Annotated in this window: 11 protein-coding genes; 5 read left to right on the forward strand and 6 right to left on the reverse strand. The window is 41.7% G+C overall.

The genetic code is table 11. From position 1 onward, the window contains the following. The 5 genes from G3M65_RS04585 to G3M65_RS04605 all read left to right on the forward strand — a co-directional run bounded on the left by G3M65_RS04585 (position 1) and on the right by G3M65_RS04605 (position 6,938). A complete protein-coding gene (locus tag G3M65_RS04585) occupies positions 1–438 on the forward strand; it encodes a lytic transglycosylase domain-containing protein (RefSeq protein WP_173833416.1) in 438 nt (145 codons plus the stop codon). Beyond that, positions 435–1,646 (forward strand): GNAT family N-acetyltransferase, encoded by a 1,212-nt coding sequence (locus tag G3M65_RS04590; protein WP_173833417.1) that lies wholly within the window; start codon positions 435–437, stop codon positions 1,644–1,646. Before G3M65_RS04585 ends, G3M65_RS04590 begins: the two co-directional genes overlap by 4 nt. 99 nt (positions 1,647–1,745) lie before the next feature. Then, positions 1,746–3,779, forward strand: a complete 2,034-nt coding sequence (locus G3M65_RS04595) for a type IA DNA topoisomerase (RefSeq protein WP_173833418.1) — start codon at positions 1,746–1,748, stop codon at positions 3,777–3,779. Positions 3,780–3,949: 170 nt separating this feature from the next. Next, on the forward strand, positions 3,950–6,220 hold the full coding sequence (locus G3M65_RS04600; protein WP_173833419.1) for a TraM recognition domain-containing protein: 2,271 nt from the start codon (positions 3,950–3,952) through the stop codon (positions 6,218–6,220). Beyond that, positions 6,201–6,938 (forward strand): hypothetical protein, encoded by a 738-nt coding sequence (locus tag G3M65_RS04605; RefSeq protein WP_173833420.1) that lies wholly within the window; start codon positions 6,201–6,203, stop codon positions 6,936–6,938. Before G3M65_RS04600 ends, G3M65_RS04605 begins: the two co-directional genes overlap by 20 nt. On the opposite strand, the gene G3M65_RS04610 is transcribed toward G3M65_RS04605, so the two are convergent. The 6 genes from G3M65_RS04610 to traF form a co-directional block, all read right to left on the reverse strand. Continuing rightward, positions 6,907–7,404: a hypothetical protein gene (locus tag G3M65_RS04610; RefSeq protein ID WP_173833421.1), complete on the reverse strand. Its 498-nt coding sequence runs from the start codon at positions 7,402–7,404 to the stop codon at positions 6,907–6,909. The genes G3M65_RS04605 and G3M65_RS04610 overlap by 32 nt on opposite strands. After that, positions 7,380–8,057, reverse strand: a complete 678-nt coding sequence (traN, locus tag G3M65_RS10655) for a conjugal transfer protein TraN (RefSeq protein ID WP_173833422.1) — start codon at positions 8,055–8,057, stop codon at positions 7,380–7,382. The genes G3M65_RS04610 and traN overlap by 25 nt, the downstream gene beginning before the upstream one ends. Positions 8,058–8,896: 839 nt before the next feature. After that, a complete protein-coding gene (locus tag G3M65_RS04620; RefSeq protein WP_173833423.1) occupies positions 8,897–11,662 on the reverse strand; it encodes a hypothetical protein in 2,766 nt (921 codons plus the stop codon). Beyond that, on the reverse strand, positions 11,613–12,629 hold the full coding sequence (locus G3M65_RS04625) for a TraU family protein (RefSeq protein ID WP_173833424.1): 1,017 nt from the start codon (positions 12,627–12,629) through the stop codon (positions 11,613–11,615). The genes G3M65_RS04620 and G3M65_RS04625 overlap by 50 nt, the downstream gene beginning before the upstream one ends. Next, a complete protein-coding gene (locus tag G3M65_RS04630) occupies positions 12,626–13,234 on the reverse strand; it encodes a hypothetical protein (protein WP_173833425.1) in 609 nt (202 codons plus the stop codon). The genes G3M65_RS04625 and G3M65_RS04630 overlap by 4 nt, the downstream gene beginning before the upstream one ends. Beyond that, complete coding sequence (traF, locus tag G3M65_RS04635) at positions 13,212–14,003, reverse strand: conjugal transfer protein TraF (RefSeq protein ID WP_173833426.1); 792 nt, start codon at positions 14,001–14,003, stop codon at positions 13,212–13,214. The genes G3M65_RS04630 and traF overlap by 23 nt, the downstream gene beginning before the upstream one ends. Positions 14,004–14,056 lie beyond the last annotated feature (53 nt).

Below are 14,056 nucleotides of genomic sequence, written 5' to 3' on the forward strand. Positions count from 1 at the left end.
ATGAGGGAACTTTTTCTTTTTCTATTTCTTACTGGTTTTTCCTTTGCAATTCCCTACCAGCAGTGTTTTATCTCCGCAAGTCAGCACTATGGAGTTCCTTATGAACTTCTGATAGCCATAGCTCAGGTAGAGAGTAATTTCAACCCAAGAGCTATCAACATAAACAGGAATGGCACGGCTGACAGAGGCATAATGCAGATAAACACAAGCTGGGACAGTTATCTTCGCAGATATGGCATAGACCCCAGATGGGTATGGGAGCCATGCTACAACATACACTTAGGGGCTATGGTGCTAAGGCACTGTGTGGATACTTACGGCTACAGCTGGAGGGCGGTGGATTGTTATAACAAAGGCTCAAAAGCAAGAGAAAGCTCAAGGTATGTATGGAGCGTGTATATAGCCATGCAGAAGCTTTATGCAGGAGGTTATAAATGAGTGTAGAGTATCTTAAAAAGAGTTATGTTCAAAAAAGACAGAACTTGAGGTTTTTAAAGCTTATTCATGAGACTTTCTCTTCTGTTGGCTATCAACCAGCGTTGGCTTTAGATGTAGGTGGTGCGGACGGTTATGTGGCGAGCAAGATAAAAGAGTTTTATCCTTTATGTGCTGTTATAAACCTTGACATTAATGAAGAGTTTATCAGGCATGGCAAAAGGCTATATCCTCATGTGGAGCATATTCATGCGGATTTTCTGGAGTGGTATACGGATTTAAGGTTTGATTTTGTGGCTTCTTCAAATGTTTTTCACTGGTTTGGAGAAAACTGGGATAGGGCTGTTGAGAAGGTGTTTAGTCTTTTAGAAGAAGGTGGCTGGTTTTTCCTGCATCAGGGGGGAAGATGGACTTATTTTCCTCTTTATGAGACGGCGAGAAGAATCTTCAAGCATCTTTTTGGTAAGGATATAGACTATAACAGGAAGCTATTTTATCCGACTCAGAGGAGGCTTTTGGGAGAGCTTTCAAGAAAAGGGTTTAAAGTGTTGTTTCATGAAAAGAGGATAGAGACGCAGGACTATACAAGAGGTGAATTGTATAAGAGCTTTGCTGTGGCGGGGCTTAATGTTTTTCTTGAGGAAATAGAAGACAAAGACAGAAAAGAGGTCTTTAAAGAAGTTTTTCTGCAAAAATGTGAAGAAGACGATATTCCTGTTTTTGCGGTAAGACATTACTGTGTTGTGAGAAAACCTCTTCTGTCTCTGGAGATAAGAGAAGGCTCTAAGGAAGAGATTGTATCTTTGCTGGAAGAAGTAGATGGAGAATTCTATCCGCCACTTACGGAGAGGAACTCTTCAATAGAGGACTATCTTAGAGATGTAAGTCCAGAGAGGATTTTTGTAGCTTATCATCCTGTTTATGGAGTTGTTGGCTGTGCCTGTGTAAGAAAAAAGCTTTTACCTTTTACTTCAGCTCCAGTTTTTTATCTTTCCACTATAGCAGTCAAAAGAGCTTTTAGAAGGCTGGGCGTGGCAGAAAAACTCTATGAGAGGCTCTTAAAAGAGTATCCTGTTTTATACACAAGGACATGGTCTTCAAACGAAGCTCATCAGAATCTCCTTAGGAAGTTTGGATTTAAAAAGGTTTATGTGGTAGAAAACGACAGAGGACAGGGAATTCACACGGAGTATTACATGAAAGATGGATAAGGATTTTGAAAAGTTAGCCTTCTGGTTTTCTATTGGTTTTGTTCTTTTAGCCATAGCTGTGGTAGTAATTTCTCTTGTTATCCTGTAGAGGATTTTTGCATGAAGCTCATACTGGCAGAAAAGCCATCGGTGGCAAGGGATATAGCAAAGGCATTGGGCGGTGGGAAACCCAAAGATGGCTATATAGAAGCAGGCGAGTATGTGATAACATGGGCTATGGGGCATCTTCTTGAGATAGATGACAGTATAGCACCTCAGAAGTGGGAAATAGCAAGTCTTCCCATCTTTCCTGAGAGGTTTTCATACAGAGTAAAAGGACAGGCTCAGGCAAAGCAGTTGAAAGTGATAAGGGAGCTTTTAAAGAAATCGCAGATGGTGGTAATAGGAACCGACATGGGGCGAGAAGGCGAAGCTATTGCAAGGCTTATTTTAATCCACTGTGGCTGGAAAGACTGGGACAGAACATACAGGCTTTGGACCTCTGAGGCTTTAACTCCTGAGGTGGTAAGAAGAGAGCTAAAGAACTTAAAGCCCGCAAAAGACTTTGACAGCCTCTATCAGTGTGCTATAGCAAGACAGCATTCTGACTGGATAGTGGGAATAAATCTGACAAGGCTTGTAAGCATAAAGGCAAATCAAGGAGTGTGGTCTGTCGGCAGAGTTCAGACGCCTACCTTAGCTTTAGTGGTAAAAAGAGATTTAGAAATAGAAAACTTCAAGCCAGAGCCATATGGAGTTGTGAAGGCTATTTTCTCAAAGGAGGGGCAAAAGTATGAGGCAACCCTTGTATTTAAGAAAGAGCTTCTCAGAGATAAGCCAGATACAGCTATGGACGATGATGAGGAAGCAAAACAAGGTGAAGACACCGCTTTCAGACTATCTCCTGAGCAGGCTAAGAAGATTGTGGAGGAGCTAAGCAGGGAAAAGACAGGAGAAGTGCTTAAAGTCATAAAACTCAAAAAATCAGAGCCACCGCCACTACTTCACTCACTCACATCACTGCAAAGAGAGGCAAACAGGCTTTATGGCTTTTCCGCATCAAAAACTCTCTCTATCGCTCAGAGCCTCTATGAAAGGGGCTATATCTCATATCCAAGAACTGACGCACAGCACCTTGCGGAAAGCTCAAGGGATTTAGTCAGGAAAATCCTGAAAGAGCTTGGCTATCAAGAGCTTGCAGAAAAAGTAGATAAAGCAGGCAAGCGTGTATTTGATGATAGCAAGCTAACGGACCACTATGCTATTATTCCTCAGAAGCGGGGAGATGATTTGGCTGGTGATGAGAAGAAGATTTATGAGCTGGTAAAGAGGAAGTTCATAGGAGCTTTTATGGATAGCTATGAGTATGAGCTTGTAAAAGTCTTTACTCGTCTTGGCAGGTATGAGTTTTACTCTCAGGGAAAGACTGACCTAAAGCTTGGCTGGAAGTCTCTGTATCAGGAGAAGGAAAAAGAGACCAAACTTCCACACCTGAGAGAAGGAGACAGAGTTTTAAAAGAAGACCTCAAGGCTCTTACAAAATTCACACAGCCACCGCCTCACTATACAGAGGCAACTCTTTTGAAGGTGATGGAAAAGCTTGGTCTTGGCACTCCTGCTACAAGAGCAAGTATTATTGAAACTCTAAAGGAAAGAGACTATGTGAGGCTAAAAGGGAAAAGTCTAATTTCTACTCAGAAAGGAAAAGAGCTTGTAGAAAAGCTCAGGCAATCAGGCTCAGCACTGGTGGATGCAGAGCTGACAGGAAAATGGGAAGAAGAGCTTGAAAGCATTTATAAGAAAAAGCTTGGATACAGAGGCTATCAGGATTTTGTGGAAAAAGTCAAAAAGCTAACTCTTGAAGAGATAGAAAAGCTTAAGGGGAAGAGCTTTGAGAGAAAGACCGAAAGCGTGGGTTCCTGTCCTGTCTGCAAAAAAGGACAAATTCAGGACTTTCCAAAGCTTTTTAAGTGTTCTGAGTGTGGGGTGCTTGTCTGGAAAGAATTCATGGGGAAGAAGATAAGCTCCAAAGATGCTATAAAGCTCCTTGAGGGTAAGGAAGTTCTTTTAAAGGGATTGAAATCCAAAGCTGGAAAGAAGTTTGACGCAAAGGTGAGGTTAGAAAACGGAAGGCTCAAGATTGTGGGGTTTTGAGGGTTTCAGCTTTTTTTAGTAATTTTTGAAGTGCTTCAGAAATTACTGAAATGCAATAGCTTTCTAACTGCAAACATATCGCATTTGTTTAGTTTTTGAAGCACTTCAAAAATTAAACGACGGCTTTTCTGTGGAATTCCCCAGAAAAAAGAAAAACTATAATTTCCCTTATGGGCAGGTTTGAGATATATGTGGGAAAGGGAATGAATTTAAGGACTAAAGAAACTGGTTATGTTTTCTGGGAAAAGCCACAGAGACAGATGATAGTCTTTGGGGCATCTGGTTCTGGAAAGAGTGAGTTTTTGTCAAGGCTTACCTATGAGGATATAGTCAATGGCTTTCAGAGTTTTAACATAGACCCAAAGGGTTCAAAGAGCTGGCTGGAAACCTTTTTTAAGGCGTGTGATAAGATAGGGAAGCTGTATGATAAGGATGGTGGTCCCATAGTGCTTGCTTTGAATTATCCTGAGGTATCCTTCAGGTTTAACCCTCTTTATGGGCTTGAGCCTCATCAGATAGCTTATGTGATAGCCTCTGGACTGCCTGACAGCAAAGAGCCTTTCTGGTGGAATATCTCTTATGAGATAACCTTAGCCATAGCCATAGCTCTCAAGGCAAAGGGTTTAAAACAGATATGCTTTGGAGATATATATGAGTTTCTCAATGTGGCGAAGATAGAGGAGCTGAGGAGAAAGCTTTTGCAGATATACACAAGAAGACAGGATGAGCTTACCACACAGGGGCTTACCATTCTCAACCAGATAGCAAGCTATGACCCTCAGTATTTCCCAAGAGTAAATGCCACACTAAGGACTTATCTCACAAGGCTTATCACCGGCAAGGCGGGGAAGATACTCAATGTAAAGACAGACAGAGACCTCCTTAAAGAGAGGATAGAGAACGGACAGCTGAGGTTTTTTGCCTTTCTCAATGCGGAGAAAGAGGGGCAGACTGCTTACGATGTGGCGAGATTGCTTTTTGCGTGGCTACTGGCGGTGGTGGGAGAGTATTCAAGAGAGTTTAAAACTGTAGAGCCACAGCTAAGGGTTAATGTAGATGAGGCAACAGAGGTAGGTTTCTGGGAGATAAACAAAGCCATAAGACTTGTAAGAGAGAGAAATGTAGCCATAAAGCTCTTTACCCAGTCTCCCTCAGGTTTTAAGAGTGCTTTTAAACAGAACGGTGAAAACATAGTGCAGGACATAATAAACAACTGTGATTGTAGAGTAGTCTTTTCCATCAATGAGCCAACAGACCAGGAGTATTTTGCCAACATGTCGGGCAGGTATCAAAAACCAAAGGCGATAGTTCATAAAAGCTCCATATCTCTTACCTATACAGAGGCTTCACTTTTAAAACCTCAAGATTTAGGGGGGCTTCCCCCAGGGTGGGGTTATTGTTTCATGGATGGAGAGGTTTATATGGTCTATTCACCCCTTGTGCCAGACAGAAGAAGAGTGAAGGTCATATGGAAAGAAGAGGAAGAGGAAAAGCTAAAGGCGGAAGTAGAGGTAAATCTAAAGGAGCTTTTTGATTTGATTGTAAGCCTGCTTAGAATAAGAGAGCATTATACAAATGTTTTACCTGAGGAGATAAAAGACCCACAGCTGAAGGAGTTTTATGAAAAGTATCTTGGCTGGTTTGAATACTATGCGGATGATTTTGAGAGGATTGTAAGGTGGATGGACGGGGTCAAAAGCATCCCCTCTGTTGTTAAGGGTAAAAATCCTCTTAAGAAGATAAGCCTTGTGGATCATTCCATAAGAGTAGCGGAAAAGGCTTTTGAGGTTCTGCAAAGCACGGAAGACCTCTCTCAGGAGGACAAAGAGATTGCCTTTCTTGCAAGCCTTGTGCATGACCTTGGCAAGGCGGTGGCGGACACTGGAGGGTATGAGTTTAAAGACCATGTGGAGGAGATAAAGGAGCTTTTAGACCTCATGGGCGTGTCTCCAGAGATAGCGGATGTGGCGGTAAAGCATCACGATAAAGAAACGGACGATAAAAGGGTTCTTATCCTCAAGTCTGCCGACCATTCCGCAAGGAGAGAAGAAGAGGAGCTTATAGAAGAAGACCTTATCAAAGAGATAAAGCAAAAGCTGAATGAGGAAAAGCTCTGGAATATGCTTTTGGAGATGGCAAACAGAGATGATAAATACAGGGTTTTCACATATAGAGGAAGGCTTTATGTTCTATCTGAGTTCTTACAGAACTGGGTAGGCACTGAGACAAACATAAGACCATCTGAAGAAGTTCTCTGTGAGCTTTTTGGCTTTGCTCCTGTGGAGCTAACCCTTTATCTGAGTAAAAGCCCTATAATGCATGGCAGGTTTTTAGGCATAGAGTATTCAGAAAAGGAATATGCTTTAGAGGAGAGAAAGTTAAGCAGTAAGCTCTTCAAAGGTTTTCGTGTGGAGGTAGAGAATGGAGAGGATAATTCCTGACAGCTCCTCAAGTGCGGATATTAAGCTAAACTTTAGCAACCTTTTTGCCTTTCTATCTTCCCTTGACTATCTTGCCTTCCTTGAGAAGTCAGGAGCTTTTGAAGATATGCCTGATACAGGCTATCTTTACTACACAGAGGAAAAAACACAGCTATGGCTCTTTGTTATAAAGGAGTATCTAAAGTGGGTATCCTTTGTGTATTTAGTGGTTAGTCTTTCTTTCACTATCATACTCAAACTCAGCCTTATCTCCGCAACGCTTATAGCATCGCTTCTGTATGGACTTCTTAGCATATGGATAGTCCAGAGGTATCTGTGGGGCAGGGGATATCTGTATGCGGTTTTAAGAGATTTTCTCTGGGCAAGCTTTTTATGTAGTCTTTTCATATGGCTTGGTTTAGAGCTTTTTGTATTTGGAGTAGTTCCAAAGCTGTGGTTTTTATTTGAAAGCTGGCTTTTTTCAGGGAAACCCAACAATATCATTGATACCCTCTTAAAACCCCCTGCTGAGTTCTTCTACTATACGGTAAAAGCTTATCTGTCAAAGATAGAGCTTCCACAGGAGCTTTTAAGAGCCTTTTTCCTGACCCTGCCTCTAAAGGTATTCGCCTTCTTAGTCCCCATCTTCTATTTTTACTACCTTAGAAAGCACAGAGGCACAACAAGAGACTACTACATGAGCCTTATCAGAAAACTTCCAGATTTACCTGAACAGTAAAGATAGGATTACTCAAATTGTTATCCAGCACCAGCCTATAAACTTTTTCTTGTTTTTCCATGAGAAGTCTTTTGAAGTTCTCTACGAGCAAGAGGTTTTCTTTTTTGGCTACAAGGTGGTTATGCCTTACGATAACTTCCTGATAAAACTGCTCTTCAAAGACAGGGCAGTGGTTAAAAGTAAGAACATTGACCCATTTTGTAGGAATTACAACCCTTTCTCTTCCTTTAGTCAGCACCACATTTGAAAAATCCGCCGTAAAACAAAAATGGCAGTCTCCAAGATAGTCGCATTTGAAGATAGTCTGTTCTTCAAGAAGAAGCTCCTTATCCTCATAAAACCTTATAATGAGCGTGGAAAAAGGATTAAGCACAGAGCTGTCTGAGTATATCTCCGCTTTTATTTTCTTCTCTTTGCTTAAATCTACAAGGTCTCCAACAGTTATTTGCTTACCTTCTGAAACCATGTCTGAACAGCTTCTAAAGATTTTTGAGTAGGGTTCATATTATTGAGCCTCTCTTGAAAAGATTGAGCCCGCTGAGATATCCAGTCTTCTATGGCTCTTACGCAGTCTGGATTACCTAAATCTACCCTCTGAAAGTCTGAAAGAGCTATACCCCCACAATCAGGATTTTTTGGAGAACCCCAGCCTCTTCCAAGCTGTGGTCTAAAACAGCTCTCCTGAAGTATCCTTGCCAGCTGAGAATTAAAACAACAAAAAGAACGCTTTTTCTCTATACATACACCAAGAACCTTCTTAGAACAGTATGTGCCTATTTCCTTGCATGTGCCAGCCTCTCTCCTCTTTTTCAACTCCTTTTCAGAATTACTACACATATCTGAAAACCACCCGCTTATACCACAACATGAAGCTCCCAGAACAGTAAGACCACCAGCCCTGCAGTCTTTCCTAAATCCTGCGAAAAAGACAGGATTAGTGCATTCCTGCAGGGAAGTGTCTGAAGAACTTACCTGCTGTGGAGTATCCTGAGCTGGCTCTGACTGAATAAAAGAACTTACCGTATCCTGCGTCATACACGGATGATTACATCTGTTTTCATCTGAAGATACAACAGCTCCTTTGAGTTTTAGCTCACAATAACCCTGAGGATTTGGCATAGTTCCAGAAGGACAAGTATACGAAAAAGTAATTGATCCTTTAGATGCCCCATCATAAAAAATTAGTTGGTTTCCATTAGGTACAGCATGAAAACGACAACCACTTACTATATACGATAAAGGAGATGTTTGAGGCACAATTGTAATATTCCCTTGAGAAAAATTAAAAACAAATTTTCCATTAGAATAATGACTGTCACATGGACTGGCTAAATATGTTGCAACCATCTGATTGCCACTACCTACAAATGTCCAATAACCAGGCTTGCTCATCTGCCCTGTTACTACTATCTGCCCTGAATGGAAAGAAAATTCTAAACATGTACCTGTTTCAATATGGCATAATTTATTCCCCTTCCCTTGAAAAGTGCCATAGCTCATTGTAGAGGTTTGTCCTGATACAGTTATCGATCCTTCGTCAAGGGGTATCCCTCCCTGAGGTGCTGGCTTTACCTGCCCTCCCTGCAGATAACCTTCACAGACCCACACATTGTCAAGGCTTAAAGACTGAGCTGTTTGAGCTGGCATACATGAAACACCCAAAGAAGAAAGGATATTCTGATAGTCAGAATAAGTCATTTCATTCTTTGACACAAAATTAGACGAAACTATAAAACCATTTACATTCTGTCCTCCCACCTTATCAAAATCAGTGCAGAGCTTATCCTGAAGGTCTATAGGACACCAATAGACACCATTCACATTCTGACAATCCTGCACATAATCACTGCAAGAGGTCGCACCCTCAGATACATCCTTTACAACACACTTAGGCGTGCTGTCAAAACAATTAATAGCCTGAGAAAAACTTAAGCCTGACACAAATAACAGTAAAGCTACTACCTTCCACATATCTTATCCCTCAAAGCTTCTCTTATTACGCTTAAAACTCCCGTTGCTACAGTAAAACCACTCATTGGCTTTTCTTTACAGGGTTCTACAAGCTCCTCACCAGCATTAACAGGACAGTTTGGATTACACTCCCTCGTATCATACTCTCTCCTGTTCTGACTGTTGATATACTTCACCACGCAATACTGCTTTCCGGAATAAGTGCCTTTCGGATAAGAAGAAGTGCCACCACCCTGACAAACACTTTGAGGCTCAGATACACATGAGGTAGCCCCTTCCAACCACCCATCGGGACATGCTTTATTAAAAGGCTTTTCACACAAATCAGAATAAGTATTCAAAGTGCCACCATCTGGACATACAGCAGAAGCTATACAGAGCGACCAATCAGGAGTGAAACTCCCATTATCGCAAGTTCCACACCTATAATACCTCTTTGTCAGCATATCATACCCTACCCTCATAAACACATAATCACACCCACGACAACAATGAGAAGCACTAATTGAAACATCTATTTGTTTGCTACCATCATTAGTCCAAACTGGTTGCCAGTTTATATACTGATTACAAGCTGTGCTTCTACTTGCAAGAACCTGCCCTGTAGCACTGTCGACAATATTAGTCCAGGTATTGGTAGTATCATTATCGCAAGAGTAATCCACCACAAGATACAATCTCAAGGTAAGCCCCTTATAAACAGGGTCGTTAAAAGGAAGACCAGACTTTCCACTACTCAGCGTCCAACTTCCTCTCAAGCATCTCCCAGTATTTATCTCACCAAGAACACAATAATCTCTTCCATTTACATTTATAACGCTGTAAGCACACGGATATGTAGGTTCTTCTTTTATAAGTTTGCATTGCGGATTATTTCTGTAAAAATCATCATCAGGCGTCCCTTTATAAGCTATGAAAAGTCCTATAGGCTTTTCACACCTGTCAGTAGCTGGATTATAAGTCATATCTTGAGGACAATCTGGAGCTTTTCCGCATATAGAACCTATTTTCTGATAAGGTGAAGAACATAAGGGGTTCTTCTGTCTGATACACTGACCGTTTATAAGCTGTCCTTCAGGACATACTTTCCCACAGTTTTCACCCCAGCTAAAGGTATTGCCATTCTCAGAAATAGAACCAAGCACATTTGATACTCTTGTAAGGTCTATACTCTTTAAATGCTTGCTGTAGCTACTTGTATCTGATACACACTGATACTCTATCCTCTGAGACCACCATGTTCTACACTCATAGGAATTTCCAAAAGGCATGCAGGTTTTCGGCGGATATCCACAGTTCTGAGGAGGACTTTGTGCTGTAGAAAATCTACTTTCCCATCTTTTCATGCTCTCATCTCTTACTACCTCTTGACAATAAGCTACTTTCTCTAAAAGCTTTCCGCTTGAAACTATCTGATACTCTTTCCCATTTGCATCTCTCCACCAGATATTCACAGGAACACAGTTTTTAGTAGCGTCATTTAGCTCCTCACAGCCAGTAAAAATTTCCCCTGTAGGTCTTGTAAGCGTCCATCTAAAGTAATTACAGGAATTAGAATTTATGCTAACCTCAAAAATGTTTGAATTGTCAGAAGGATTATAGGTATTCTTTGCACTCACCGTAAATGTGCCGTTGCCTGTGCTTAAAGAACCTATCGGCGTCCAGTTATAAGACCTGTCTACGGAAATAGGCACTTCAAGAGGATAAGGCGGAGGTGGTGGCACATCTACCGAATATCTCCCCTGTCTGTCATAATAGCCTTCTTTAAAAGCATAGCCTTTAAGCACATAACCCGTGCCTTGTGGATTACATTCAAGGAAAAGCATCGTGGAAAAAGCAAAAAAGTCAGAAAGGTTTCCGCAAACAGTCTGGCTTTCATTGTATCCTTCTGGATACAATCTTGCATTCGGCACGCATACCTGCTGACTGCTTATAGAAGACAAAAGCTCTCTTTTGAGAATGCATTGACGCACATTGGTAGCACCTATAGCCTGTTGCATGCCAGTAAGAGCCTTACACTCAGGAAGGTCAGGCTGCCCCCTACAAAGTGCCTGCCTGTAGATGCTATCATCCGTTATCCTGTAAGGATTTGCCATATAAGATGCCTGCGGTGGATTTGAAGAAGAACATACCTGTCTTGCTACACTATAGCTTATCTGATTGCCAGTCTTTACATCCTTTGTAAGCACCACATTCCCACCATAACTTTCCACTAAAAGAGAAGCAAGATGAATACCAAAAGAATACACATCCACAGGATATAGAGAACAGCCCTTAAGCTCAGAAACAGTAACTACACTAAAAGCCCCAGAAGAAAACACTACCTTACCACAATCACTAAAAACTCCATTAGAGTAGGAGTTGCAATAGCCTTCATTACACAGATACTTAAAGCTAAAGCTCTGACTACTCCAAGAACCACCAAGAACAGGTTTATAGGAAACAGTTAGATTGTATTGTCCGCTTTGGAAATCATAACCACCTGAAATTTTCAATATCTCCTCTGTCCCACCTGAGGTGGTGCATGTAATAGACTTGCTATCAAACTTTTCCCCAGAAGGCTGAGTATAACCTTTACCAGTTTCCGCAGGATTTTTTATATTCTGCTCAAAATTACCTTTTCCTTCATAAACACTCCTGATTTTATTACCCCAGTCTTCTCCCAATGCCTTTGGGTCTTGTGCAAAAACAAGACCACCTGCACTAAAAAGCACAACAATCCCTTTTACGATAAACCATCCACGCCCATACATGTCTATTAACTCCTGGTATTTCTTTTCCTAAGCCCCAAAGAATAAAAGAAGACCTGCCTATTGGGAAACGCTTTGGATACAAAATAGGATAAATGGGATAGATGTTATACTGGCTTTTTCTCATGAGTGGCATTGGATAGTAGCCACAAAGAGCCTGCTGACCAAAACTGCCCCAGAGGATAAGCTCTCTGTGAAGTTTGAAAAGCATCCTCGCTACCATAAGCCCTGAGGACTGAGTGCTATCAAGCCCACCTGCATTTTCAGACATAGGGAAAAGGCTACCCCATGAACCTCCACACCAAAAAAGAACGTCTATTGGAAAGCCGAGGCTTGATGCAACTGCATCTGCCATACATGCCAGCTGAGCTACAGGATTTGCTACAAGAAAAGCTTCAGGACCTATTATACTTGCTAGTATATCGTTCTGCCATAGAGGGTCAAGCTCTGTCATATACGCTATGTCCCACGGTGCCCTTGCTTCTAAACAAACAAAGTCCATAAAAAGCTCTAAAAGAGCCCACGGAAGAAATCTATAGTAATGCACCTGAAGACTTCTAAGCTCAGTATTAGCTCCCCCATCCGCAGTCTTAGAAGAGTCTGCCCCTAAAGCCTGTGCATTCACAGGCACAGGCACCTGCATTCCAAGAGTAGGAGAACACCATGGAACTTTAACTGGTTCTACAATAGCTATGGGTTCCCATAAGGATATAGTTATACCCACTCTCGGGAAAGGCTTCATGCATATACATATAGGAGCTGAGCCTAAATCAATATCTTCAAGCCCGCTCCAGTTCATTATAGTCATTGAGCCTATTTTGATAGGAAACACATTGTATATGGTGCTTATAGCCGTCATAACAATCTGAAGGGTTGTAGAAGGGTTAGCAGGACAGATTACCTTTGACACAGGGTTCTGAGCAAAAGCCAGAGAAACCAGCATAGTCAGTAAAACCACCACCTTCCTCATAACTCATCTTCTCCCAAAACCTTAACCACAGCTACCTTCCTCTGCATATCCCAAGTAATAAGACTTACCCCCTCTGTTATCTGAAAACGCTCCTTTATAAGAGGATTGAGAAAATAAACCCTTGTCTTGAAAGTTTTCATAAGCTCATCTACCCTTCCTCTTGAGGCTATAAGCATAGTGTTTAACCTGTAAAAACTTAAAAGCTTTTCCACAATCCTTACCTGCCTCCTATCCTCTCCATCAAAAACTATCAAAGTAGGTGGTGCCATGGGCACATAATCAAGCGGATTAAAGGTGTATCCCTTTGGATAAAGAACTCCTACCACTTTACCTGACTTATCTACTCTTGGTATTTCATACGGAGAACTCCATTTTAAAGATACATGCCTTACTTTGCTCTTCTTGGCTAAAGGTAAAGCCACAGACCAGCCCTCTGGAGGTTTTAAAGCTTTCCCCTGAGACTTCGCCACCGCCTCTAAAAACTTCTTCTGCAAAACCGCCTTCCTGCTTTCTATCTCCTGTAAAAGGTCAGGCTCTACTATGGGATAGGTGGTAGCACCAAAAGCAATGCCTATTAGAAGACTACCAGCTAATAAGCCTTTCATCCTTAATCTCCCCTAAGTTGTAAAGCCCAAATATTACGCTATCTTCTAACTCATCAAGAGCCATAGCTCCAGAACCTATCCTCTGCCACTCAAAAGTCCCATTCCTTTTCAGCACAAGGAATATGTCAGGAACAAGCTGTGTTCCAAATCTGGATGCTAAATCTGGACGCTCCTGAATATCCACCTCCTTTGTATCCCATCCCCACTTTTCCCTGAAAAGCCTTAAAGTCCCCGAAAAAGCCCTACAGTAAGGACAGCCTTTCTCAACAAAAACTATTATTCCTGCCCTGTCTCTATACTTTGAAAATATCTCCTTCTTCCTCTCATTCCTGTATTCTGCCATGGCTATACGGGCAGGAGTAAAGTTCTGCTTTTGCATATAGCCGGGTTCAGTTTTGAGAACTTTGTAATGCACGAAGGCAAACTTCTCCGCCCTGTCATTAATCCACATAACAAGCCTCTTCCACTCCCTCACATTTTCCTCTGTAGGGTTCATTATGGCTATCTTCCTGCTCTCCTCTTCCAGCTTTGATATTTCCTCAGGGTCCATCTGGTCTAATTTGTCCCAGGGGATTTGAACAACTTTCTTTTTCAGAAGCTTTACACTTTCCTGCTTTTCTTCCTTCTTTACTTCCTTCCTCTCCTCTTTTTTTTGGCAGACTTCCTTCCAGAACCAGCCCCTTTCTGCATCTTGGTAGAACTCCTTAAGAGGTTTGCACTCCTCCTGAGCAAAAACCACAAGAGGAATGAACAGAAGGATTTTCCTCATAATAAGACATTTTACTCTTGACAGGGGGAAAATTCAAGTATATAATGTCCGTA

The sequence above is a fragment of the Hydrogenobacter sp. T-8 genome, from assembly GCF_011006175.1.
In the GTDB taxonomy this organism is placed as follows: Bacteria; Aquificota; Aquificia; order Aquificales; family Aquificaceae; genus Pampinifervens; species Pampinifervens florentissimum.

Bases quoted from the DNA above. Each gene is read 5' to 3' on its own strand.
- G3M65_RS04585 (WP_173833416.1), top strand. From the start codon at position 1: ATGAGGGAACTTTTTCTTTTTCTATTTCTTACTGGTTTTTCCTTTGCA.
- G3M65_RS04590 (WP_173833417.1), top strand. From the start codon at position 435: ATGAGTGTAGAGTATCTTAAAAAGAGTTATGTTCAAAAAAGACAGAAC.
- G3M65_RS04595 (WP_173833418.1), top strand. From the start codon at position 1,746: ATGAAGCTCATACTGGCAGAAAAGCCATCGGTGGCAAGGGATATAGCA.
- G3M65_RS04600 (WP_173833419.1), top strand. From the start codon at position 3,950: ATGGGCAGGTTTGAGATATATGTGGGAAAGGGAATGAATTTAAGGACT.
- G3M65_RS04605 (WP_173833420.1), top strand. From the start codon at position 6,201: ATGGAGAGGATAATTCCTGACAGCTCCTCAAGTGCGGATATTAAGCTA.
- G3M65_RS04610 (WP_173833421.1), bottom strand. From the start codon at position 7,404: ATGGTTTCAGAAGGTAAGCAAATAACTGTTGGAGACCTTGTAGATTTA.
- traN (WP_173833422.1), bottom strand. From the start codon at position 8,057: ATGCCAAATCCTCAGGGTTATTGTGAGCTAAAACTCAAAGGAGCTGTT.
- G3M65_RS04620 (WP_173833423.1), bottom strand. From the start codon at position 11,662: ATGTATGGGCGTGGATGGTTTATCGTAAAAGGGATTGTTGTGCTTTTT.
- G3M65_RS04625 (WP_173833424.1), bottom strand. From the start codon at position 12,629: ATGAGGAAGGTGGTGGTTTTACTGACTATGCTGGTTTCTCTGGCTTTT.
- G3M65_RS04630 (WP_173833425.1), bottom strand. From the start codon at position 13,234: ATGAAAGGCTTATTAGCTGGTAGTCTTCTAATAGGCATTGCTTTTGGT.
- traF (WP_173833426.1), bottom strand. From the start codon at position 14,003: ATGAGGAAAATCCTTCTGTTCATTCCTCTTGTGGTTTTTGCTCAGGAG.